This window comes from Flagellimonas aurea (assembly GCF_017313785.1).
In the GTDB taxonomy this organism is placed as follows: domain Bacteria; phylum Bacteroidota; class Bacteroidia; order Flavobacteriales; family Flavobacteriaceae; genus Flagellimonas; species Flagellimonas aurea.
In genome coordinates this window covers 153,847-177,436 of sequence record NZ_JAFLNL010000002.1, presented here as the reverse complement: position 1 = coordinate 177,436, position 23,590 = coordinate 153,847, and the positions used below count along the sequence as shown (strand labels likewise).

19 protein-coding genes are annotated in these 23,590 nt (G+C 41.6%); 9 read left to right on the top strand and 10 right to left on the bottom strand.

What is annotated here, in order from left to right; genetic code table 11:
- Nucleotides 1–2: 2 nt before the first annotated feature.
- Nucleotides 3–1,631 carry an acyl-CoA carboxylase subunit beta gene (locus J0656_RS04275; RefSeq protein ID WP_207031785.1) on the bottom strand — a complete coding sequence of 543 codons (1,629 nt, stop codon included), beginning with the start codon at nucleotides 1,629–1,631 and terminating at the stop codon, nucleotides 3–5.
- Between the two features lie 61 nt (nucleotides 1,632–1,692).
- Between J0656_RS04275 and J0656_RS04270 the strand changes: the two genes are divergently transcribed.
- From J0656_RS04270 to ettA, 3 genes are all read left to right on the top strand, one after another.
- Nucleotides 1,693–2,676, top strand: coding sequence for a Gfo/Idh/MocA family protein (locus tag J0656_RS04270; RefSeq protein ID WP_207031784.1), 984 nt, complete (start codon nucleotides 1,693–1,695; stop codon nucleotides 2,674–2,676).
- A gap of 66 nt (nucleotides 2,677–2,742) precedes the next feature.
- Nucleotides 2,743–2,925, top strand: coding sequence for a CAL67264 family membrane protein (locus J0656_RS04265; protein WP_108244157.1), 183 nt, complete (start codon nucleotides 2,743–2,745; stop codon nucleotides 2,923–2,925).
- 33 nt (nucleotides 2,926–2,958) lie between these two features.
- Complete coding sequence (ettA, locus tag J0656_RS04260) at nucleotides 2,959–4,650, top strand: energy-dependent translational throttle protein EttA (protein ID WP_207031783.1); 1,692 nt, start codon at nucleotides 2,959–2,961, stop codon at nucleotides 4,648–4,650.
- 14 nt (nucleotides 4,651–4,664) lie between these two features.
- Here ettA and J0656_RS04255 read toward each other — a convergent pair whose 3' ends face one another.
- Both J0656_RS04255 and J0656_RS04250 read right to left on the bottom strand, forming a co-directional pair.
- Complete coding sequence (locus J0656_RS04255) at nucleotides 4,665–5,345, bottom strand: hypothetical protein (protein WP_207031782.1); 681 nt, start codon at nucleotides 5,343–5,345, stop codon at nucleotides 4,665–4,667.
- Between the two features lie 68 nt (nucleotides 5,346–5,413).
- Nucleotides 5,414–6,211: an MBL fold metallo-hydrolase gene (locus J0656_RS04250; RefSeq protein ID WP_207031781.1), complete on the bottom strand. Its 798-nt coding sequence runs from the start codon at nucleotides 6,209–6,211 to the stop codon at nucleotides 5,414–5,416.
- Nucleotides 6,212–6,379: 168 nt separating this feature from the next.
- Here J0656_RS04250 and J0656_RS04245 point away from each other — a divergent pair, with 168 nt between their 5' ends.
- Entirely contained in the window at nucleotides 6,380–7,270 is an 891-nt protein-coding gene (locus J0656_RS04245) for a DUF8428 domain-containing protein (protein WP_207031779.1), read from the top strand.
- Nucleotides 7,271–7,350: 80 nt separating this feature from the next.
- On the opposite strand, the gene fumC is transcribed toward J0656_RS04245, so the two are convergent.
- From fumC to prfB, 5 genes are all read right to left on the bottom strand, one after another.
- Complete coding sequence (gene fumC / locus J0656_RS04240; RefSeq protein ID WP_207031778.1) at nucleotides 7,351–8,748, bottom strand: class II fumarate hydratase; 1,398 nt, start codon at nucleotides 8,746–8,748, stop codon at nucleotides 7,351–7,353.
- A gap of 497 nt (nucleotides 8,749–9,245) precedes the next feature.
- Nucleotides 9,246–11,756: a TonB-dependent receptor gene (locus tag J0656_RS04235; RefSeq protein WP_207031776.1), complete on the bottom strand. Its 2,511-nt coding sequence runs from the start codon at nucleotides 11,754–11,756 to the stop codon at nucleotides 9,246–9,248.
- Nucleotides 11,757–11,857: 101 nt separating this feature from the next.
- A complete protein-coding gene (locus J0656_RS04230) occupies nucleotides 11,858–12,337 on the bottom strand; it encodes a hypothetical protein (RefSeq protein WP_207031774.1) in 480 nt (159 codons plus the stop codon).
- 69 nt (nucleotides 12,338–12,406) lie between these two features.
- Nucleotides 12,407–12,748 (bottom strand): arsenate reductase (glutaredoxin), encoded by a 342-nt coding sequence (arsC, locus tag J0656_RS04225; RefSeq protein ID WP_207031773.1) that lies wholly within the window; start codon nucleotides 12,746–12,748, stop codon nucleotides 12,407–12,409.
- Nucleotides 12,749–12,758: 10 nt separating this feature from the next.
- Nucleotides 12,759–13,860, bottom strand: a protein-coding gene (gene prfB, locus J0656_RS04220) for a peptide chain release factor 2 (protein ID WP_207031772.1) whose coding sequence is annotated in 2 segments (ribosomal slippage) — nucleotides 12,759–13,796 and nucleotides 13,798–13,860 — 1,101 coding nt in all. Because the reading frame shifts where the segments join, the coding sequence is not laid out codon by codon here.
- A 223-nt stretch (nucleotides 13,861–14,083) separates the two neighbouring features.
- Between prfB and J0656_RS04215 the strand changes: the two genes are divergently transcribed.
- Nucleotides 14,084–16,486, top strand: a complete 2,403-nt coding sequence (locus J0656_RS04215; protein WP_207031770.1) for a zinc-dependent metalloprotease — start codon at nucleotides 14,084–14,086, stop codon at nucleotides 16,484–16,486.
- Between the two features lie 8 nt (nucleotides 16,487–16,494).
- Nucleotides 16,495–17,520 (top strand): threonine aldolase family protein, encoded by a 1,026-nt coding sequence (locus tag J0656_RS04210; protein WP_207031769.1) that lies wholly within the window; start codon nucleotides 16,495–16,497, stop codon nucleotides 17,518–17,520.
- A gap of 64 nt (nucleotides 17,521–17,584) precedes the next feature.
- Here the strand turns inward: J0656_RS04210 and J0656_RS04205 are convergent, their stop codons facing one another.
- Nucleotides 17,585–17,911 (bottom strand): YbaB/EbfC family nucleoid-associated protein, encoded by a 327-nt coding sequence (locus J0656_RS04205; protein WP_207031768.1) that lies wholly within the window; start codon nucleotides 17,909–17,911, stop codon nucleotides 17,585–17,587.
- Nucleotides 17,912–18,066: 155 nt separating this feature from the next.
- Here J0656_RS04205 and J0656_RS04200 point away from each other — a divergent pair, with 155 nt between their 5' ends.
- The 3 genes from J0656_RS04200 (at nucleotide 18,067) to J0656_RS04190 (ending at nucleotide 22,703) form a co-directional block, all read left to right on the top strand.
- Complete coding sequence (locus J0656_RS04200) at nucleotides 18,067–20,205, top strand: S9 family peptidase (RefSeq protein ID WP_207031767.1); 2,139 nt, start codon at nucleotides 18,067–18,069, stop codon at nucleotides 20,203–20,205.
- Between the two features lie 74 nt (nucleotides 20,206–20,279).
- Nucleotides 20,280–21,320, top strand: a complete 1,041-nt coding sequence (locus J0656_RS04195; RefSeq protein ID WP_207031766.1) for a cysteate synthase — start codon at nucleotides 20,280–20,282, stop codon at nucleotides 21,318–21,320.
- A gap of 123 nt (nucleotides 21,321–21,443) precedes the next feature.
- A complete protein-coding gene (locus J0656_RS04190; RefSeq protein ID WP_207031765.1) occupies nucleotides 21,444–22,703 on the top strand; it encodes a cysteate-C-fatty acyltransferase in 1,260 nt (419 codons plus the stop codon).
- Between the two features lie 28 nt (nucleotides 22,704–22,731).
- Here the strand turns inward: J0656_RS04190 and J0656_RS04185 are convergent, their stop codons facing one another.
- Nucleotides 22,732–23,556 (bottom strand): hypothetical protein, encoded by an 825-nt coding sequence (locus J0656_RS04185; RefSeq protein ID WP_207031764.1) that lies wholly within the window; start codon nucleotides 23,554–23,556, stop codon nucleotides 22,732–22,734.
- Nucleotides 23,557–23,590: the final 34 nt, after the last annotated feature.

The following is a 23,590-nucleotide window of genomic DNA, read 5'->3' as shown; positions in this document are numbered from 1 at the left end:
ATTTAAACCTGTAGCACTCCCATATTGAACTTTTTCTCAATGGGTGCGTGGTTCGCCGCTTCTATTCCCATGGAAATCCATTTGCGGGTATCCAAGGGATCGATGATGGCATCCGTCCAAAGTCTAGCAGCAGCGTAATACGGTGATATTTGATCATCGTAACGTTGCTTTATTTCATCAAAAAGCTGTTTTTCCTTTTCTGCATCTACTGGTTTACCACTTTTCTCCAAACTGGCTTTTTCAATCTGCAAAAGTACCTTGGCGGCTGAGTTTCCGCTCATCACGGCAAGCTCAGCGCTTGGCCAGGCCACAATCAACCGAGGGTCGTAAGCCTTTCCGCACATGGCGTAGTTTCCTGCTCCATAGCTATTTCCGATAACAATAGTAAATTTTGGCACTACTGAATTGCTCACAGCATTTACCATTTTGGCACCATCTTTTATAATTCCACCATGCTCACTTTTGCTGCCCACCATAAATCCGGTCACGTCTTGTAAAAACACCAAAGGAATTTTCTTTTGGTTACAGTTGGCGATAAAACGGGTGGCCTTGTCCGCAGAGTCGGAATAGATAACACCTCCAAACTGCATTTCGCCCTTCTTGGTCTTTACCACCTTCCGTTGATTGGCGACTATGCCCACGGCCCAACCATCGATACGAGCATAACCCGTTAAAATGGTCTGTCCGTAGCCTTCCTTATATTGTTCAAACTCGGAGTCGTCCACCAATCGCTTGATGATCTCTACCATATCGTATTGGTCGCTTCGGGAAGCTGGCAATATGCCAAAAATGTCATCTGGATTTTCAGCAGGCTTTTTCGATTCAACCCTATTGAAACCGGCTTTGTCAAAATCACCTATCTTGTCCACAATATTTTTAATCTTGTCCAAAGCATCTTTATCATCCTTGGCCTTGTAATCGGTTACCCCACTGATTTCGGAGTGGGTTGTAGCACCACCAAGAGTTTCATTGTCAATACTTTCACCAATTGCTGCTTTTACCAAATAACTTCCCGCCAAAAAAATGCTTCCTGTTTTGTCCACGATCAGGGCTTCGTCGCTCATAATCGGTAAATAGGCACCGCCGGCAACACAGCTTCCCATAACTGCGGCTATTTGGGTAATTCCCATGCTGCTCATTACAGCATTGTTCCTGAAAATGCGCCCAAAATGCTCTTTATCCGGAAATATTTCATCTTGCATGGGGAGGTATACCCCCGCACTGTCCACCAAATAAATAATGGGCAATTTGTTCTCAATTGAAATTTCTTGGGCCCGTAAATTTTTCTTTCCGGTAATAGGGAACCAAGCACCGGCTTTTACCGTGGCATCGTTTGCAACAACCACACACTGCTTGCCTTTGACGTAACCAACTTTAACGACCACGCCACCAGAAGGACATCCTCCGTGTTCCTCATACATATCCTCTCCTGCAAAGGCTCCAATTTCAATGGATGGGGCTTCTTCATCGAGAAGATAATCGATTCGTTCCCGTGCTGTCAGTTTACCTTTGGCATGGTGCTTCTCGATACGGCTCTTGCCGCCACCGAGCTTCACTTTCGTCAATCTGCGCTTCAGGTTGGACAGTTTTAATTTATTATGGTCTTCGTTCTTATTGAAGTTTAAATCCATTCTACTACAAATTCATTTAGCTGGTTAAAGATAAGGAGTTATAATTATTACTTTTGAAGATATGGAAACCAAAATAAGATGGGGCATAGTTGGCCCAGGAAAAATAGCTAGAAAATTTGTTTCGGACCTTTTGTTGGTAGAGGATGCGGAAGTCACGGCCGTGGCATCAAGGTCAATGGAAAGGGCCAAGGAATTTGCCGAAGAATATGATGTGGAACACACATTTGGTAGTTATGATGAATTGTTCCGATCAGGAACTGTAGATGTTGTTTACATTGCCACACCACATAATTTTCATAGAGATTTATCCATTAAGGCACTTGAAAATGGCCTAGGGGTTTTGTGCGAAAAACCAATGGGGGTCAACAGGGACGAAGTGGTAGAGCAGGTAAATGCATCAAAGAAGCATAATGCATTTTTAATGGAGGCCATGTGGTCCAGGTTCAATCCATCCATCAAAAAAGTGAAAGAATTGGTCGATACAGGTGAGATAGGGGCGCTAAAATATCTTTATGCGGATTTTGCATTCTACGCGCTGGACAGGGATGAGGACTCCCGATTATTGAATCCAGACTTGGCTTCAGGAACAATTTTGGATATCGGTATTTACCCCATTTTTCTATCGTACCTATTATTGGGCATGCCCGAAAATATTCTGGCTACTTCCAAATTTCACAATAATGGTACGGAGCTCCAGACCAGCATGATTTTTGATTATCCCAAGGCACAGGCCATGTTGTACAGTGGTTTTACAAGCCGCTCGCGAATGGAAGCCGAGATTTCTGGCAACAAAGGGCAATTATTTTTAAAATCGAGATGGCACGAAGCGGACGAATATACGATGGTGAAGGAAGACGAAACCAAAAAGTTCAGCCTACCCTTGAAAGGTATTGGTTACTATTATGAAATCCTAGAGGTTCATGAATGTTTAAGAAGCAATAAAATTGAGAGTGATCTATGGTCACATCAAAATAGCCTTGATTTGTCAGAGTTATTGGACACTGTCCGAAAAAAGTGTGGTGTAAGCTTTCCTTTTGAAACATAATCCTTGATAATGGCTTTACATTATTCCTATTTTTACGATATTTGAAATTCTTCAGAAACTAACAGAATGGGAATGAATAAAAACACGGTGCTAGCTTGGGCCACATGGATTATGATTTTTGTGGGGGTCGGTATGATCGCACTAGGAGCTTTTAAATATGATGAAGTGGCGGGCTGGGGCTTTGCTGCTGTCGGAATCGGTTTTTTTGCCGTAGCTTGGGTGTTCAATGCCCTAAAAGGTAGGGTGTAGGCTCTTTTTCTTAACAATTTAATTTAGTAATAGATGTCAGACGATAAGAAAGTCATTTTTTCAATGTCTGGGGTTACCAAGACCTATAAAACGGCAAATACCCCAGTGCTTAAAAATATATATTTAAGCTTTTTCTACGGAGCCAAAATTGGAATTTTGGGTCTAAACGGATCAGGTAAATCCACTTTGCTCAAAATTATTGCAGGGGTCGATAAAAATTATCAGGGAGATGTGGTTTTTTCACCTGGGTATTCCGTGGGTTATTTGGAGCAGGAACCACAGCTGGATGAGAACAAGACCGTTCTTGAAGTAGTGAAAGAGGGTGTTGCCGAAACCGTTGCCATTTTGGATGAGTATAATAAAATCAACGATATGTTCGGTCTTCCAGAAGTATATGAAGATGCGGACAAGATGCAAAAGTTGATGGACAAGCAAGCAGCGCTTCAAGATCAGATCGATGCATCCAATGCTTGGGAGCTGGATACAAAATTGGAGATTGCGATGGATGCGCTCCGTACGCCTGAAAGCGATAAGAAAATAGGAGTGCTCTCCGGTGGGGAACGAAGAAGGGTGGCCCTGTGCCGACTATTGTTGAAGGAACCTGATGTTTTATTGTTGGATGAGCCTACCAACCACTTGGATGCCGAATCCGTGCACTGGTTGGAGCACCATTTGGCCCAATATAAAGGTACAGTAATTGCCGTAACACACGACCGTTATTTCTTGGATAACGTTGCCGGTTGGATTTTGGAACTAGATCGCGGCGAGGGAATTCCTTGGAAAGGGAACTATTCTAGCTGGTTGGATCAAAAGGCAAAACGATTGGAACAAGAGAGCAAGCAGGCCTCCAAACGTCAAAAAACATTGGAGCGGGAGCTGGATTGGGTTCGCCAAGGTGCAAAGGGAAGACAGGCCAAACAAAAGGCGCGTTTGAAAAATTATGACAAACTCTTGAGCCAAGACCAAAAGCAAATAGAGGAGAAGTTGGAGATTTATATCCCAAATGGACCTCGATTGGGAACCAATGTAATCGAGGCAAAGGGTGTCAGTAAGGCCTTTGGGGATAAATTGTTGTACGAAGAACTTAATTTTAATCTACCTCAGGCTGGTATAGTCGGTATAATTGGGCCGAACGGTGCCGGTAAGACTACCATATTCAAAATGATCATGGGCGAGGAAACACCCGACAAAGGAGAATTTATTGTTGGGGATACCGCCAAGTTGGCCTATGTGGATCAATCACACTCAAATATTGACCCTGAGAAATCTATTTGGGAAAACTTCAGCGATAGCCAAGAGTTGATTATGATGGGAGGGAAGCAAGTAAATTCCCGTGCCTATTTGAGTCGATTTAACTTTTCGGGAAGCGAACAGAACAAAAAGGTGAACATGCTTTCCGGAGGTGAGCGGAACCGTCTGCATTTGGCCATGACCTTAAAGGAAGAGGGCAACGTGCTGCTATTGGATGAGCCCACGAACGATTTGGACGTAAACACGCTACGTGCGTTGGAAGAAGGTTTGGAGAACTTTGCGGGTTGTGCCGTGATCATATCTCACGACAGATGGTTCTTGGATAGGATTTGTACACACATTTTGGCATTCGAAGGTGATTCACAAGTATACTTTTTTGAAGGTTCTTTCTCGGATTATGAGGAGAACAAAAAGAAACGCTTGGGAACGGATATCATGCCCAAGCGTATCAAGTACAAAAAATTGATTCGTTAATAAAAGGGGAGGAATTATTCTTCTCCACCGAGATTTTTGATTCCTTCCTCCAACAATCTTTTCGCTTTTTCCAAATAAGCTTTTTGGTGGGCAGCCAAGCTATTGGCATCTTGACTGTTTCCAGAAGTGGAACCGATGGAATTTGAAAGTTCCACCAATTGTTGAATGGCCTGTTCCGCGGAATGGAGTTTATCACCTGCATGTTTTTCAAAAACTTTTATCATTTCCAATTCCATGGACTGTACGGAAGCGGTTTCAGTACTTTCTGCAACGGAGGTTCCGTCATCAGTGTAAATTTCTTCAGAAACGACCGATGGGGACGTTCCAAGAGTGCACTCATCTATAATGGTGATAAGTTCGTTGATTTCGCCGATAGCTTTTTTGGTAAAGAACCTTCCAGCTTCCCAGTCAGCTGGCTCTATGGCCTTGTCCAAGGTTTCCATTGCATCCAAGGTCTTGTTCTTGGCCTTATTACAACTGCATTCTTCCATAAAACTTTGCCCGCTTTCCAAAGCGGTAAGGGCTCTTTCGGCGTAGTACATTTGGTGCTCAAAGTTGGTGGCTTCCATAGCTTTTTTGCCATGACTCAGCGCATAGGTAACTTTAGCATAAAAATTATCACATTGATTGGAGTAGGTAGTTTGTATGGCAAAAAGAAGTGCCAACACTACAAAAACATGGGATTTGGGAGCCATATTCGAGTATTTGATTTAGGTTACTAAGTTTGTTTTCTAACGGCTAAACTACAATATTATTTCATTTTTTAGTAATCTTCTGTTGGATACCAATCCAATTGTACAACTTCAATGTCAGAATCACCCTTGTTCACCAAGGTTTTGAACTTGTCCACATCACTTACGTCGGGTCTGCCTCTAAAGTGGTATGGATAAACTTGGGCAGGTTTAAATTCCAAAACGGCATCGGCTGCACTTTCCACTGTCATGGTATACGGAAGGTTCATACAAATGAATGCTTTATCTATATTTTCCAAAGCACGCATTTCAGGAATGTCTTCAGTATCTCCGGAGAAATAGATACGTTCATCACCAAAGGTGAACACATAGCCATTTCCTCTTCCTTTTACATGAAAGTCTTTAGCTTCTTCCCGTAAGTTGTACATGGGTATGGCTTTTACTTGAAAACCGGCAATCTCTTTGCTTTCCCCATTTTTCATAGTGGTTGTTTTGGAGGAAAGGTTTTCTTCCATTTGTAAAACCACGGCATCGGGAGCAATTATTTGGACCCCTTCCAAATCCAATTCGTTTAAAGTTTCCGGATTAAAATGGTCTCCATGTATATCCGTAATAAAAATGATATCAGGTGATTTTTGGCCTTCAAAAGCAGCTTTCCCACCAACAGGATCTATATATATGGTATTGTCATCCCATTCGATTACGGCGGTAGCATGTTCAATAGGGGTTATTTTGGCAGCAGCAGGTGCTTCAACCTCGATTGCGGTTTCTTCTACATCCGCTGTTTCTTCTTGTTTTTGCTCTTTTTGCTTACAGGAAACCATAAAAAGTGCTAGCGCACCAATGGTTACAAATATATTTTTTTTCATAATGGATTCTTTTTTATCCTCCTAAAAATAAGGGATTATAGGCAGAATTGTAATTTTTTGTGAAGATTATTTTCATCCAAATAATCCAAATGTAAATCTGGTGCGTATATAAACCAAACACGATTGATTAAAAAACCTTAAACGTAGAATCAATTAAAACAAAAAGTTATGACTGAAATAAAAAATAACAATAACGGATTGAAAGTAATAGCAGGTCTGTTAGGGGTAGTTCTTTTGGGAACCATTATTTACACGGTTAGTCTTTATCAAGATAAAAAAGCTACAACAGATGCACTTACTCAAGAGAAAGAATTGGTCGTAGAGGATTTGAACAATTTAAAGTCCGAGTACGATAAAGCTATTTTGGAAAGCAACGCCACTAACGAAGAGTTGGTTGCTGCTAGGGACAACATCGCAAAATACATTGATTCTGTAAGCAACATGAAAGCTGATATCGCTACACTTTCCCGTTATAGAAGACAAGTAAGCGTACTTAAAGCAGAAAGAGAAGAATTATTGAAACAAGTTGATTCCTTGACGCAATCCAACAGCTTGTTGGCTATGCAAAGAGACAGCACTTTTGCTGAATTGGAACAACAAACCGTATTCAACGATTCTTTGATCATCCAGAACACTCAATTGGCAGACGCCGTTGAAAAAGGATCTGCACTTAACCTTAGTACTATAAGCGTTGATGCCATTAAGGAGAGAAACAGTGGTAAATTGGTATCTACTTCCAGAGCTAGAGCCACTGATAAATTCAAAGTTTGTTTTACCATTGCCGATAACGTAATCGCCGAAGCTGGTGACAGAGAATTCTATATCGAAGTTCTTGGGCCACAAGGTAATGTGTTGGGTGAAGGTTTGACAAAAACTACCGAAGAAGGTAATTCCCTAACTTATAGTAAAGGAACCAACTTCTACTACGAGAACGATGCTTTGGATGTTTGTGATTATATAAACAAGCCTAGTGGTGATTTCCAAGACGGAAACTACATGGTAAATGTTTACGATAACAAATTGAAATTGTTGGGTACTTCCAGCTTTGAGCTGAAATAATAAACACACACTATCACCATAACTAAAAATGCCCGTCCACTTTTGGACGGGCATTTTTTATATCTTCAGTGAAAAGAAACTTATTTTAAGCTTCCCACCATATCTTCAGGTTTTACCCACTCATCATATTCTTCAGCGGTAACATACCCAAGATTAATGGCCTCTTCTTTCAATGTGGTGCCATTTTTATGAGCTGTATTGGCAATTTCTGCAGCCTTGTAATAACCAATTTTGGTGTTCAAAGCGGTAACCAGCATCAACGAATTGTTCAACAACGTCTTTATGGTAGCGTGGTTTGGCTCAATTCCAACAGCACAGTTTTCATCAAAACTAACACATGCATCCCCAATAAGTTGGGCAGATTGTAGAATATTGGCCGCCATAACCGGTTTAAAAACGTTTAGTTCATAATGGCCTTGCGTTCCACCGACGCTAATGGTCACATCATTCCCCATAACTTGGGCACATACCATGGTTATGGCCTCACACTGGGTAGGGTTTACCTTGCCGGGCATTATGGAACTTCCCGGTTCGTTGGCAGGGATTATAATCTCCCCGATACCAGAACGTGGACCGGAGGCCATCATACGGATATCGTTCGCAATCTTGTTCAAAGAAACCGCCAATTGTTTCAAAGCTCCATGGCTTTCAACAATGGCATCGTGGGAGGCAAGTGCCTCGAACTTGTTTTCTGCAGTAACAAAAGGTTTCCCGGTAAACTCGGCAATATATTTGGCCACAAGAACATCGTAACCCTTTGGAGTATTCAAGCCGGTACCTACGGCCGTTCCACCCAAGGCAAGCTCGCTAAGGTGTGGCAACGTATTCTTCAATGCTTTTAAACCATGGTTCAATTGCGAAACGTAGCCGGAAAATTCTTGGCCCAAGGTTAGGGGAGTGGCATCCATAAGGTGCGTCCTACCTATCTTCACAACATCCTTGAATTCTTTGGATTTTTTCTCCAAAGTATCTCGTAATTGTTCAACACCGGGAATGGTAACCTCCACAATCTTTTTATAGGCAGCAATGTGCATTCCCGTGGGGAAAGTATCGTTGGAGGATTGGCTCTTGTTCACATCGTCGTTGGGCTGGATGGTTTTCTCGCCTTCCCCTATTTTTTTGCCCGCGATTTCGTGAGCCCTGTTGGCGATCACTTCGTTCACGTTCATGTTGCTTTGGGTTCCTGAGCCTGTTTGCCAAATGACCAAAGGAAATTGGTCATCGTGCTTGCCCTCGAGAATTTCATCGCAAACCTGTGCGATCAAATCTCTTTTTTCTTGGCTGAGCACCCCAAGTTCGTGGTTCGTGTAGGCAGCAGCCTTTTTTAAATATGCAAATCCGTATACCACATCCAAGGGCATAGATGCCGGTGCACCAATTTTAAAGTTGTTTCGGGAACGTTCGGTTTGGGCGCCCCAATACTTATCGGCGGGTACTTTTACCTCGCCCATGGTGTCTTTTTCAATCCTGAAACTCATAGTTTAAAATTTTGTCGCACAAAGGTAGGATATAGGGGATTTATATGGTAATTGATCTAGATAAATACACTTTTTTTGTACATCTATTTGCATTTTTTGATAAGAAGAAAGTATCTTTGTTAAAACAAAAGGAATAAAGATGTTTGATTTTGACCAATATTTAGGTTTTCTAGCTTTTCTAACAATTTTGACAATCGGTTTTTGGTTGATGATATTCTTGTTGACCTTTGTAGTACCTTACTGGTTGATTGGCAACCTAAGGGAAATGTATAAAGAAAGAAAAGAGGCCAAGCGCGCCCAAGTGGAAGAATAATGTATATGAAAAGAAGCCTTTTGGCTTCTTTTTTTGTTTAAGCTGTTTCCTAAAATAGTTTTCATTGTTTTTGAAGACTATTTTTTTTTTGCAATTGTTTTAAGGATGTTTCCTTATAAGAAGAGTATAAAAAAAGCAGCCAAACGGCTGCTTTTAGGTTTGAGTTTCGGGGAAACTATTTTTTCTAAAACTGTCCTTCTTCAAAATCATCTTGCCTTTCGGGTCGTCCACGTTTTTTCTGTTCGTTGATACGATAAATGAACGAAACCCTTAACTGCCGCTGCCTCCATTGAAAGTCACTGTCTTGCTCGAAAAAATCCGTTGTAGTGAAAGAGCTTCGTTTTCTTGAGTTCAAAAGATCTTGTACGTTCAAAGAAATAGTGGCATTATCATTTAAGAGATCTTTACTAAACGCTAGGTCAATTGATAAAATACCATCAGACCGCCCTTGTATATCATCGGATGCACCTCGGTAGAATGCATTGGTTTGCCAGTCAATTTTCCAAGGCAATGTAACTTTGGAACTAAAGCGACCAAACCAGCTATTGTTGGATTGGCTATAATCGACTCCATTGAATTCTCCATCAAGACTGAATCTAAAGAAGTTGACACTACCATTTAGTCGCAGCCACTTTGTAGGATTATATAACATTCCCACTTCTGCACCTGTTCTATCGTTTGTTGCCAAGTTAAAAGGAATGTTCCTGATTACCTCAACTTGCGAACCACCTGGTCCGGTAATAAACACCTGTTCCTGAACTCTCTGAAATGCATCGGTCTCTCTTTGATAATAAACAGATGAAGTCAAGGTCAGTTTATCCCATCGTTTTAAGTACCCAAGGTCAAATGCATTTGAAAATGCTGGTCGAAGGTTAGGGTTACCCTGAAAAATATTGGTTCTACTGCTTCTTGATGGGAATGGATTCAAAAACCAGCTCCATGGACGATTGATTCTTCTATTGTATCCCAAAGAAACATTCTCTCTTTCGGTGAATTCGTAAATCAAGTTTACCGTAGGAAAGAGACCTGTATAGTTATTATCAAAATCTGTATCTATTGGGAACGAAAATTCTTCCTGTAGTTCCTCTTCGGTAAGTTCGGATTCAATTTTACCCTTTAATTGGGTACTCTCCATTCTAAGTCCCAAGAGAAAATTAAAGTCCCCAAATTTTGAACCATATTGGGAATATAGTGCATGGACATTCTGGGTAAAATCAAAAACATTGGTTTGATTCACGTTGACTTCAAGAACTCCCCCTGCATTTTCTTGTAGTAGTCGGTAATCTGTTACCTCGTTTTCAAAAGTCCCACGATATCCTGCTTCAAATTGTGAATCTTCACCAAATGGGAGCACATAATCACTCTGTACCAAGTATTCTGTTTGGTCCTCTAGGGTAGAGGTCTCTTCCATTGGAATAGCTATATCGTTATTGTTTGTATTGTTATAACGAACAGGTTCGGCTATAAACCCATTTTGTACTTCTTCATCCACAGAATATTGCAAATCTGCCGTCAATACATGTCCATCCTTATCAAATCTATTGATGTAATTAAGCGAAACTTGGTGGGTATTGTCTTTTTCTGTTTCCAGTTCGCTTCTTGTGGTACCTACCTGTGGATCATTGTTTAAAAAGTAATCGTTTATGTTTGTGGTAAGATCTTCATCGCTCCCTGTTCTGTAGAAATAAGAACCTGTAATGGAGGATTGTTCATTGAAGAAATACTCCATGCCAAAATTTGCATTGACTCCACGATTGATCCTGCTGATATCCCTATCCTCTATATTTCTGTCGTAAGCGATACTGTCCAAAAATGCATCCTGTCTTGGGTCGAAATATCTGGTATCAAAAAATCCGTTGCCAGGCCCTTCTCTATAGCGGTAACCAACTGTAGTGAAAAAATTAAACTTGTTGGTCCTAAGGTTCGCATTGGCCGTGATGCCACCATTGGTCGGATGGCCTCCATACAAATTGACGGATCCATTGAACCCGAGTGTTTTTTCTCTTTTTAGAACAATATTTAAAATACCAGCAGTGCCTTCGGCATCATACCTAGCGGAGGGACTGGTGATAACCTCCACTTTTTCTATGGCATCTGCTGGCAACTGCTGAAGCGCTTCGGTAGAACCAAAACCTGCCAATGCAGAGGGTTTGCCATTGATTAGAATACGAACATTTTCGTTTCCACGAAGACTGATGGCACCATCAATATCAACATTTACGGAAGGTACATTGCTCAAGGCATCACTAATGGTTGCACCACTTGTAGTAAGATCTTTTCCGATATTATAGATTTTCTTGTCCAGCCTAACCTCCACGGTGGTCTTTTCTCCTACTACTTCAACTTCGGCTAACTGGGCAACATCCGGGGATAAGGTAATTGAACCCAGATTGGTGTCGGAATTAAAGGTTTGTCCTTGTTTGGAATACGTTTTATAAGAGATAAATTCGACCCTGATGTTGTAAGTTCCTGGAGCAGTCTCTATTTCAAAGTTACCATCGAGGTCCGTAATTCCTCCGGTTACTTGATCTGGACTATCTGTTTTTTGCAGCACGAAGGTCGCATATTCCAAAGGTTGACCTGATTCTGAATCGGTTACCTTTCCTGAAATTGTAATGGGTTTTTGGTTTTGCTGGGCTAATCCTTGAAATGTGGTCAATAAGATTAGTAGCAATGGGATAAATATCCTTTGCATAGTTTGATTTTTACGCTGCAAAAATTGAAGTAAAAAAAGTGGATGCGAAATATAAATCCCCCAACAACGTAATTGAACCTGCGAATGACCTTAAAGAATTGTTAACCCTTGTTCTTTTTCTTCTTTTTCTTTTTCTTCTTGGCCTTGAACTGGTTTTCTTGAAGTTCCATAAAGGCTTCGTACTTATCCTCTGGTAGACCGGCCTTTAACTCGGCATCTTGCCGTCTTTTGATTTTTTCGACCTCTTCTTTCATTTTTAGAGGTTCCAACCCAAGAATTTGAAGCTCTATTCGTTGTTGAACAGAGGTCACCAATGAAGTACGTACGACCGCCTGCTCAAAAGGATCTAAATCAATGGCCTCGGTGATGGATGGCATTTGTTCGTCCACAAGTTCTTCGGCTGTAGGTGGTGTCTCCTCTTTTTGACTTTCAACAGGGCCCGCCTGGGGAACATAACTTCGTCCTCTGCCATATCTGCCATAGCCGTATGGAGAGCCATAGCCGTATTGGGCAACAACATCGTTCATGGCCAGTAGGCCAATAAATAAGGTTATTAGGAAGAGTGTTTGTTTACTTTTCATGGAGGTAAAGATACTATTTAGGTTGTATTTATCCGTGCAACCTGTGTTAAATATAATTGGTTATCAGAATTATAGCAGACCCATTATGTTCTCTGGAGGTCTCCCCACGACTGCTTTTTCACCATTTACAACGACGGGTCGCTCAATCAATTTTGGGTTCTCCGAGAGTGCCGTAATAACCTCATCATCACTTAAGGTCCTACCTTTGAATTTTTCTTTCCAGATGGCTTCGGTCTTCCGGACCAAATCAATCGGGGCAATGCCCAAAAATTTCACCAGCGTTTTTATTTCTTTCTTGCTGGGGACATCGTCCAAGTATTTTACAACTTCGAAATCCTTTCCCGATTTTTCCAAAATGGCCAATCCCTCTCGAGATTTTCTGCATCTAGGGTTATGATATATTTTGATCATGAATAGCTATTTAATCTTGTTCTTCTTTTTGCCCCATCATCATTAGGTAGGCTTTTAAAAATGCATCCAGGTCACCGTCCATTACGGCATCCACATTTCCTGTTTCCTCACCTGTCCGTACATCCTTTATCAATTTGTATGGGTGCATCACATAGTTTCGGATCTGTGAACCCCATTCAATCTTCATTTTGGATGATTCGATTTCGGCGCGGGCCTCTTGCTTTTTTCGAAGCTCGATTTCGTACAGTTGGGATTTCAACATTTTCATTGCCGTGGCCCTGTTGTCGTGCTGTGAGCGGGAATCTGAACATGATATTTGGATTCCCGTAGGTTTATGAACCAATTGAACCTTGGTTTCCACCTTGTTCACATTTTGTCCTCCTGCACCGCTGGAACGTGCTGTTGTAATCTCAATATCCGAAGGATTCACTTCGATTTCAATGGTATCATCAACCAAAGGGTACACATAAACCGATGCAAACGAAGTATGCCTTTTTGCATTGCTGTCGAAAGGGGAGATGCGCACCAAACGGTGTACACCATTCTCGCCCTTGAGCCAACCAAAGGCATATTCTCCTTCAATCTCCAAGGTTACCGTCTTAATACCGGCCACATCGCCATCTTGGTAGTTGAGCTCTTTGATCTTGTAACCGTTCTTTTCGGCCCACATCATATACATGCGCATCAGCATGGATGCCCAATCACAACTTTCTGTACCTCCTGCACCTGCTGTTATTTGGAGAACGGCGGTAAGTTCATCGCCCTCATCTGAGAGCATATTACGGAACTCCAATTTTTCAATGGCCGAGATGGCTTTTTCAAACTGCTGGGTAACCTCGTCTTCGGATACCTCACCCGCTTGCTGAAATTCCATAAGAACCTCAAGGTCGCCTACCAATGTTTTGGCTTCCTCAAAATCCTCTACCCATTTCTTTTTGGATTTTATCGACTGCATTTGTAATTGGGCCTCTTGTGGATTGTCCCAAAAGCCCGGAGCAAGGGTTTTTTCTTCCTCGTTCTCTATTTCAATAAGTTTAGCATCGATGTCAAAGATACCTCCTTAACGCACCAAGGCGCTCAATAAGATCTTTTTGTTGATCTGTAGTTACCATCTAATATATTTTGGGGTAAAAATAAGTTTCTTTCTTCACATGACCTTACCGAATATGGAATACTGTAATTAAAATCTCAACAGCAAACAATGGATACAAAAATGGAAATATGTAAAATTCTGTACTCAATTTTATCAATTTCTATTTTACGGTCAGTTAAAGATTTAGGGTAACGTTTTTTAAAAATGATTTCCATATTTTTAAGCAATATTTCAACCAAATTATGAAGAACACAACTACTCTGATCGCATTATTTTACTTTGCTTGCCTTTCTTTGGGAGCACAGACGTTCGAAAAGGCAAAGGATTTTCAAAAATTCAGTGGATATTTCAATTTTTTCTATGATGATTCTACTGATAAAATCTATCTGCAAGTAGATAATCTGGAAAAGGATTTTTTATACGTCTATTCGTTGAGCAGTGGTATAGGCAGCAACGATATTGGTCTGGATCGTGGACAGTTGGGAAACGAACAAGTGGTGTTCTTCCGCAAAGCGGGCAAAAAACTGTTATTGGTTCAGCCCAATTTGGAGTATCGGGCCATAACCGATAACGAATTGGAACGTAAATCGGTGGAGCAAGCCTTTGCAAAATCCATTTTGGAAGGTTTTGAGATAGTTGAGGAGTCCAAAGGCAGTTATTTGATAGATATTACCGATTTTTTAATGCGAGACGCCCACGGAGTTTCCAATCGCCTGAAACGCTCCAAGCAAGGCTCGTATACTTTGGATAAGGGCAAAAGCGCTTGGGCCTTTGATCGTACCAAGGCGTTCCCTAAAAATGTCGAGTTTGATGTCGCCTTAACTTTTAAGGGAGAACCGGAAGGAGCTTGGATTCGTTCCGTGACCCCCACGCCAAGTCTGGTTACCGTGGCTCAGCATCATTCGCTGATTGAACTACCTGATGAAAATTATGAAAAGAGATTGTACGATCCCCGAAGCGGCGGATACCCATTCTCTTATTATGACTATGCCACCCCTGTACAGGAATCATTGGTAAAGCGGTTTATCAGAAGACATCGTTTGCAAAAGAAAGACCCTAATGCCGAAGTAAGCGAAGCAGTAGAGCCAATCATCTATTATTTAGACAATGGGACCCCGGAACCTATCCGTTCTGCATTGATGGACGGCGGCAAATGGTGGAACCAGGCTTTTGAAGCAGCAGGTTACAAAAATGCCTTTCAAATGAAAATTCTGCCCGATGATGCAGACCCACTGGACATCAGATATAACGTGGTGCAATGGGTGCATCGCTCAACCCGGGGATGGAGTTACGGGGCCAGTGTTGTGGACCCACGGACAGGAGAAATATTAAAAGGGCATGTGAGTTTGGGAAGTTTGAGGATTCGTCAAGATTTTATGATAGCACAAGCCTTGATGAACAAACCTTTCGAAGAAAGGGACGATAACTATCAGCCCATGTTAGAACTGGCCTTGGCAAGAATACGCCAACTTTCCGCGCACGAAATCGGACATACGTTAGGGTTTACACACAACTTTGCGGCCAGCACCAATGACAGGGCCTCGGTTATGGACTATCCGCACCCACAATTTGTGTTGGAAGGTGGGGAAATCAGTTTTAAAAATGCTTACGATACAGGAATAGGAGAGTGGGACAAGGTTATTGTGGCCTATGCCTACTCGGATTTTCCAAGCGGAACCAACGAACAAGAAGCATTGAATGCCATTTTAAAGAAAGCACAAGACGATGGTCTTCGCTACATATCAGATAGTGATGCACGCCCAAAGGGAGGAGCACATGCACTGGCACATTTATGGGACAACGGTAAAAGTGCCAGCCAGGAATTGGAAAGTATGTTGGAGATCCGTGAAAAGGCCATCAAGAACTTTTCAGTGGACAATATAAGAACAGGTGAAGCCTATTCCGTTTTGGAAGATGTTTTTGTACCAATATATTTCTTCCATAGATATCAGACCGAGGCAGTCTCTAAAGTTATCGGGGGACTGGACTACAATTATGCTGTAAAAGATGGCGGACAAATACCGGTGAAGCCCGTTAATGCAACAGTACAAGAAAAGGCAATGGAATCCATTTTAAAGACATTGGATGCCGAAGTGATTTCAGTTCCCAAGGAAAAGCTGGACCTTTTTCCTCCAAGAGCCATTGGTTTTGGTCGCTCCAGGGAATCCTTCAAAGGTAGGACCGGCGTAAGTTTTGATGCGCTCTCCGTTGCCGAAACCGCTGCTGATATGACCTTGGAACTATTGCTTCATCCTGAGCGAGCCTCCCGTTTGATTCAGCAAAAAAGTTTGGATAAAAATCAAATGGGGCTTAAAGAGGTTCTGGACGAAACCATAAATGGTACATTCGACCTTTCTCATCGTGATGATTATGAGGAAGAGGTACAGAACACCATCAATTTTAGGGTGCTATACCATATCATGAACCTTGCCGCGCATAATGACGTGCATCCACAAGTGAACGCTATCGCCAATGAGGTGCTCAATAATTTAAAAACCCAATTGTTGACAGATGGTAAAAACACGATCTCTGCGGAAATGGTGAAAAGAATTGATGCGTTTATGGAAAAGCCATCGGAATTCAAACTTATTCCAGTTTCTACAATTCCAGATGGTTCACCCATTGGAATGGATTGCATGGACTAAATAATTATATGGAGATAAATTTGATAAGTGACACGGTCACTAGACCTTCAGCCGGGATGTTGGAGGCCATGATGAATGCAAAAGTAGGGGACGATGTATTCAAAAACGATCCTACGGTAAATGAATTGGAAGCCAAAGTTGCCGAGTACTTTGGTATGGAAGCGGCCCTATTTTTTCCAAGCGGCACCATGACCAATCAAACGGCAATAAAGATACACACCCAACCCGGGGATCAACTGATATGTGATAAATACGCCCATGTTTACAATTACGAAGGTGGGGGAGTGAGCTTCAATAGCGGAGTTTCCTGTAGATTGGTAGATGGAGACCGAGGGATGATGACCGCCGAGCAGGTGGAGGCCTCTATAAACCCGCCCGATTTTTACCACAGTCCGTTAACAACTTTGGTCTGTATCGAAAACACAACGAACAAAGGAGGTGGAGCCTGTTGGGATTTTGAGGAACTAAAAAAAATCAGAAGAGTCTGCGATGAGCACAATCTAAAATATCACCTGGATGGCGCACGACTTTGGAATGCTTTGGTAAAAAAAGGTGAGGCTCCAAAGGCATACGGCAAGTTGTTCGATACCATCAGCGTATGTTTGAGCAAGGGCATGGGATGTCCGGTAGGCTCTGTTTTGGTGGGAAGCAAATCAGATATAGATAAAGCTTTGCGTATTCGAAAAGTGTTTGGTGGAGGAATGCGTCAATCAGGGTATTTGGCTGCGGCGGGCATTTATGCCCTGGAAAACAATGTAGGACGATTGGCAGAAGATCACAAAAAGGCCGCTGAAATAGGTGAAGTGCTCCAATCGTTGGATTTCATCAAAAAAGTGGAACCCATCGAGACCAACATCATCATATTTGAAATAAATGAGGCTAAAATGTCGTCCGAAGCATTTTTGGATCAATTGAACAACAATCAAGTCTCCATTATCGGAATGGGACAGGGTAAATTGCGCATCGTTACCCATTTGGACTATACCGATGCCATGCACCAACATTTCCTAAACGTTTTGAAAAATATAGGGTAAAAATGTGTCACTTCAAACGCAGTCGGGAAGTCAAAAAGGCCTCGACTGTGCTCGGTCTGACAAATTACTTCATAAAAGCATCCATACCGGGAATATTCGGCATACCCTCTTTTGCGACGGCTGCCAATTCCGCTTCGTTTACTTTGGTAGCTTTTTCAATGGCTTTATTTAGTGTGAGCACCAAATAATCTTCCAACTGCTCTTTATCTTCCAAGAGGGAATCATCTATTGAGATGGATTTTATTTCACGATTTGCAGTCAAGGTCACTTTAAGGAGTCCGTCCGATGATGTCTCATCGATCATCACGGTGTTCAATCGTTCCTTGGTTGCTTCAACCTTCTTTTGGGTTTCTTTTATCTTACCCATCATTCCCATTAAATCTCCAAACATAGTTTCAATTTTTAGTTTTCATATTTTTTTCAATGCAGCTGTCATGTCGACCGAAGTTGAGACATTCACCCTTCGACTGCGCTCAGGATGACTCAAAACATTAAAGATTGCAAAAGGTAAGCTCAAAAGTAGTAAATTGGCTAAAACACTATCCCATGAAACTAATCAATTCAAGAATTTCTATTCTGGTTTTATGCCTTATTTTTGCGACCGCTTGCAAAAACAACAAAGACGAATCCATGAACATAACACCCCCTGTGGCCCCCAAACATCCAACGCAACTTGAAAAGCACGGCGATGTGCGAATCGATGATTACTATTGGATGAACAATAGGGAAGACCAGCAGGTTCTTGATTACCTGAACGCTGAGAACGAGTATTTCCATAAAATGACCGCCCATACCGAGAAATTTCAAGAGGAACTTTTTAAGGAAATGAAGGGCAGGATCAAAGAAGATGATTCTTCGGTTCCTTATAAACTGGATGGTTACTGGTACATTACCCGATACGAAGAAGGCAAAGAGTACCCGATTTACTCTAGAAAAAAGGAAAGCTTGGATGCAGCTGAAGAATTGTTGTTCGATTGTAACCACATGGCAGAGGGGCACGAGTTTTTCAACTTAAGAGGTGTTTCCATCAGCCCCGATAATACCATGGCTGCTTTTGGTACGGATACCATTTCTAGAAGACAGTACAATATCCAGATTAAAAATCTTGAATCGGGGGAAATATATCCGGATATTATTGAAAATACAACGGGAAGCTCTGTATGGACCAACGATAACAAGACGCTTTTTTACACCAAGAAAGACCCGGTAACCTTGCGTTCAGATAAAATTTTTAAGCATGTTTTGGGGACTTCTTCCGAGGAAGACGAATTGGTTTTTCACGAAAAGGATTCAACCTACAACACGTTTGTATACAAGACCAAGTCTCGAAAATATATTGTAATCGGTTCAGGGAGCACATTGACTTCCGAATACAGGATTTTGAATGCTGATGATCCCGAAGGGGAATTTAAAATATTTTCACCGCGAGAAAAAGGAGTGGAGTATTCTATCTCTCATTTTGAAGGAGATTTTTATGTGTTGACCAACAAGGACGGTGCCACTAACTTTAAGTTGATGAAAACAAGCGAGGAGAGCACATCATCAGAGCATTGGACTGAATTTATACCCCATCAAGAAGACGTTTTGTTGGAAGATGTAGAAATTTTCCGTGACTATTACGTGGTAACCGAGCGTAACAATGGCCTCAACCAAATGAAAATTGCCAAATGGGATGGTTCCGATAGTTATTACCTTCCCTTTGACAGTGAGACCTATGTGGCAGGCCCTTCCGTCAACTTGGATTTTGACACCAAAGTACTACGTTATTATTACAATGAAATGGGGGAGCCTTATGCCATTATCGATTTTGACATGGAAACCCAAACCAAAACCGTTATGAAGCAGCAAGAGGTTTTGGGAGGAAAGTTTGATAAGGGCAACTACAAAACAGAACGTTTGTGGGCGACCGCAAGGGACGGAAAAAAAGTGCCCATTTCTATAATCTATCATAAAGATACGCCGTTGGATGGCACCAGTCCGTTGTTGCAATATGGCTATGGATCCTATGGTGCTACCATAGACCCTTATTTTTCTTCGATTCGATTGAGCTTGTTGGATAGAGGCTTTATCTATGCCATAGCACATATACGAGGGGGTGAGTATTTGGGAAGGCCTTGGTATGAAGATGGCAAATTGTTGCACAAAAAGAACACCTTTACCGATTTTATTGATGTTTCCAAGTTCTTGATAGACCAAAAATATACCAGTTCGGAACACTTATACGCTATGGGAGGCTCCGCGGGTGGATTGCTGATGGGGGCTATCATTAATATGGAACCTGAACTCTACCATGGTGTAATTGCCTCTGTGCCCTTTGTGGATGTGGTTACAACGATGCTGGATGATACCATTCCGTTGACAACAGGTGAGTATGATGAATGGGGCAATCCGAACGAAAAGGAATATTACGATTACATTAAGTCTTACTCCCCATATGACAATGTAGAGGCCAAAAATTATCCACATTTATATGTGTCGACAGGTTTACACGATTCCCAGGTGCAATATTGGGAGCCAGCCAAGTGGGTGGCCAAATTAAGAGATTATAAAACAGGTGATAACCTTTTGTTCTTGGACACCAATATGGAAGCAGGGCACGGTGGAGCTTCGGGAAGATTTGAAGCCTTAAAGGAAACAGCAAAGGAATATGCCTTCATTTTAGACCTCGAAGGAAAAGCCCTTTAAAAAAAATTGTTACATTTGCACAGAACAATAACTCTATTAAATAAATAAGTATTGTTCCCTACCTAATACCAGTTATGAAGAAACAGATAAATGCGCACAGCAATATTCTAGACCTAATTGGAAGTACCCCCTTAGTCAAGCTTAACAAAATTACCGCCCCACTTACAGGAAATTTTTATGCTAAACTGGAATGCTTTAACCCTGGACACTCTTCAAAAGATAGAATCGCGATTCATATTATAGAAGAAGCCGAGCGTAAAGGTATTCTTAAGCCGGGTAGTACGATTATCGAGACCACATCCGGTAATACTGGCTTTAGCATAGCTATGGTGAGTATTGTCAAAGGATACAAATGTATTTTGGCCGTAAGTTCAAAATCATCACCGGATAAAATAGATATGTTGCGTTCCATGGGAGCAAATGTATATGTTTGTCCAGCGCATGTTAGTGCAGACGACCCGCGTTCATACTACGAAGTGGCCAAACGCTTGCATAGCGAAACACCAAATTCCATCTATATCAACCAGTATTTTAACGAGTTGAACATAGATGCACATTATTCCAGTACAGGACCGGAAATTTGGGAACAGACCAATGGTCAGATTACCCATTTAGTGGCTTGTAGCGGAACAGGTGGAACAATTTCCGGAATTGCTCGCTATCTTAAGGAGCAGAATCCTAACATAAAGATTTTAGGGGTTGATGCCTATGGTTCCGTTTTGAAAAAATATCATGAAACTGGTGAGTTTGATCATAATGAAGTATATCCCTACCGAATTGAAGGTTTGGGCAAGAACTTGATTCCAGCAGCTACAGATTTCAATGCAATTGATAGATATGTAAAGGTAACCGATGGCGAAAGTGCTCACATGGCCCGTAAATTGGCCCATACCGAAGGTATTTTTGCAGGTTATACCAGTGGTGCCGCCACTCAGGCATTATATCAATTGAATACAGAAGGGGAATTTACCGAGGACAGCAACGTAGTTGTTGTGTTTCCAGACCATGGCTCAAGATATATGAGCAAGGTATATAGCAACGAATGGATGGAAAACCAAGGCTTTTTTGATATTCAAAATGCCGAGGTTCCCGAAGAAATCAAGTACATTAAATAAACCAGTACCCTATAATACCTCATGAACGGCAATGAAAAACATTGCCGTTTTTTTATGTTCATAATTCTTTATGGAAGGTTCATAAAAATATATACTTTTGCAGATGAATTAATATTAAGGTAGATGAGAGATTTATTTGATAGAATCATTGAGAACAAAGGACCTTTGGGAAAATGGGCTTCACAGGCAGAAGGCTATTTTGTTTTTCCGAAATTGGAAGGACCTATTTCCAACAGAATGAAATTCCAAGGAAAGGACGTAATAACGTGGAGTATCAATGACTATCTGGGTCTCGCTAACTTGCCCGAAATCAAAAAAGTGGATGGAGAAGCAGCCATGGAACATGGAGCTGCTTACCCAATGGGCGCCCGTATGATGAGCGGCCACACCGATTTCCACGAACAACTACAGAACGAATTGGCAGAATTCGTAAAAAAGGAGGCTTCTTACCTATTAAATTTTGGATATCAAGGCTTTATGTCGGTAATCGATGCTTTGGTCTCCAAAGATGATATTATTGTGTACGATGTGGATTGCCACGCTTGTATTATAGATGGTGTTCGCCTGCACATGGGCAAACGTTTTACCTTCAAGCATAACGACCCCGACAGTCTGGAAAAAAACTTGGAGCGTGCCACTAAATTGGCCAATGAAACAGGTGGGGGAATCTTAGTGATTTCCGAAGGTGTTTTTGGTATGCGTGGTGAGCAAGGAATTTTAAAAGAAATTGTTGCCCTCAAGAAAAAGTTTCAATTTAGACTTTTGGTAGACGATGCCCACGGATTCGGAACCCTTGGTAAAACAGGGGCAGGAGCAGGAGAGGAGCAAGGCGTCCAGGACGAGATTGATGTATATTTGGCCACATTCGCCAAATCTATGGCCAGTATAGGGGCTTTTGTTGCTGCGGACAAAGAAATTATCGAGTATTTAAAATATAACCTAAGGTCTCAAATGTTCGCCAAATCGTTGCCAATGGTATATGTTAAAGGTGCTTTGAAAAGACTTGATATGTTGCGTACCATGCCAGAGCTTAAGGCCAAGCTTTGGGAAAACGTGAATGCGCTTCAAAATGGATTGAAAGAGAGAGGTTTTGACATAGGAACCACTACCAGTTGTGTAACTCCTGTTTATCTGAACGGTAGTATTCCAGAAGCAATGGCCTTGGTGAAGGATTTGCGCGAAAATCATGGGATTTTCTGTTCCATAGTGGTATACCCGGTGATTCCTAAAGGTTTGATTTTGCTTCGTTTGATTCCAACGGCAACCCACACAATGAAGGATATCGAGGAGACCCTTGATGCATTCTCTTCTATTAGGGAGCGTTTACAGAACGGAACTTACAAAAGACTTTCTGCAGCTGTAGCTGCGGCAATGGGTGAATAATCCAAAAACTCAATTTTACGATAAAATATTAATTGCAGCGGACTTTGTTCCGCTGCAATGCGTATTGGGTGTTACCACGTCGCCATCTTCCTTGCCGGACCTCGTTTTCATTAAAAGGATTTAAGCTGGTATCACCATTATAATATTGTAGATAAACTGCGGGGGATCCTTGGTACGATACCAGTTGCCAAGTTCCTGAACTGTTTCCGTAGGAAGCTCCTTGGGCATTTGCGCCATAATCACTTTCTACAATGAACGAACCATCCGTGTTCAAGGAAAAAGTGCCATTGTCACAAAAATTTACATAGGTAATAGAACTGGCCATGCTATCGTTTACATTGGAAGTTCGCTGATAAAACACTAACTGACTTCCAGAAATTATGTTCAGTAAACCTTGATTGTCCAATTCTGGATATTGGTCATTTACAATCTGGGTAGGGGATATTTCGGTTAATTGAGTGTTGACATTATTCGCTGGTCCACTGTTGTCCTTCATGTAAGATGTCAAATCAAAACCACCTAGATTATGTAGGTCCGAGTATTTATAAAATGGCCCGTTATATCCGGTTGCGCGCACTTTCATTTTGGTACCGGTCAATGTGGCCTCGAAGCCCACGGGCCCCTCTAATCCATATATTTCACCATTTAATTTATTGAACGACCCTGTGGCCCTAATGGCAAAGCTTGCACCTACTGCAGCGAGCAAACCATGATATTCATCACCAACACGTTTAAACTGGATTGAAATGCTATTTGACCCATTAACAAAAGTCCCGACAAAGTCTGAACTTTGTCCAAAACAACTAAATATCGATAGCATTGTAACAGTCAAGGTCAGCGTAAACTTTTTCATAGTTAGTGGGTTGCTACAATAAATCTATCAAAAA

Coding starts and splice junctions, on each gene's coding strand:
- J0656_RS04275 (WP_207031785.1), bottom strand. CDS start 1,631: ATGGATTTAAACTTCAATAAGAACGAAGACCATAATAAATTAAAACTG.
- J0656_RS04270 (WP_207031784.1), top strand. CDS start 1,693: ATGGAAACCAAAATAAGATGGGGCATAGTTGGCCCAGGAAAAATAGCT.
- J0656_RS04265 (WP_108244157.1), top strand. CDS start 2,743: ATGGGAATGAATAAAAACACGGTGCTAGCTTGGGCCACATGGATTATG.
- ettA (WP_207031783.1), top strand. CDS start 2,959: ATGTCAGACGATAAGAAAGTCATTTTTTCAATGTCTGGGGTTACCAAG.
- J0656_RS04255 (WP_207031782.1), bottom strand. CDS start 5,345: ATGGCTCCCAAATCCCATGTTTTTGTAGTGTTGGCACTTCTTTTTGCC.
- J0656_RS04250 (WP_207031781.1), bottom strand. CDS start 6,211: ATGAAAAAAAATATATTTGTAACCATTGGTGCGCTAGCACTTTTTATG.
- J0656_RS04245 (WP_207031779.1), top strand. CDS start 6,380: ATGACTGAAATAAAAAATAACAATAACGGATTGAAAGTAATAGCAGGT.
- fumC (WP_207031778.1), bottom strand. CDS start 8,748: ATGAGTTTCAGGATTGAAAAAGACACCATGGGCGAGGTAAAAGTACCC.
- J0656_RS04235 (WP_207031776.1), bottom strand. CDS start 11,756: ATGCAAAGGATATTTATCCCATTGCTACTAATCTTATTGACCACATTT.
- J0656_RS04230 (WP_207031774.1), bottom strand. CDS start 12,337: ATGAAAAGTAAACAAACACTCTTCCTAATAACCTTATTTATTGGCCTA.
- arsC (WP_207031773.1), bottom strand. CDS start 12,748: ATGATCAAAATATATCATAACCCTAGATGCAGAAAATCTCGAGAGGGA.
- J0656_RS04215 (WP_207031770.1), top strand. CDS start 14,084: ATGAAGAACACAACTACTCTGATCGCATTATTTTACTTTGCTTGCCTT.
- J0656_RS04210 (WP_207031769.1), top strand. CDS start 16,495: ATGGAGATAAATTTGATAAGTGACACGGTCACTAGACCTTCAGCCGGG.
- J0656_RS04205 (WP_207031768.1), bottom strand. CDS start 17,911: ATGTTTGGAGATTTAATGGGAATGATGGGTAAGATAAAAGAAACCCAA.
- J0656_RS04200 (WP_207031767.1), top strand. CDS start 18,067: ATGAAACTAATCAATTCAAGAATTTCTATTCTGGTTTTATGCCTTATT.
- J0656_RS04195 (WP_207031766.1), top strand. CDS start 20,280: ATGAAGAAACAGATAAATGCGCACAGCAATATTCTAGACCTAATTGGA.
- J0656_RS04190 (WP_207031765.1), top strand. CDS start 21,444: ATGAGAGATTTATTTGATAGAATCATTGAGAACAAAGGACCTTTGGGA.
- J0656_RS04185 (WP_207031764.1), bottom strand. CDS start 23,556: ATGAAAAAGTTTACGCTGACCTTGACTGTTACAATGCTATCGATATTT.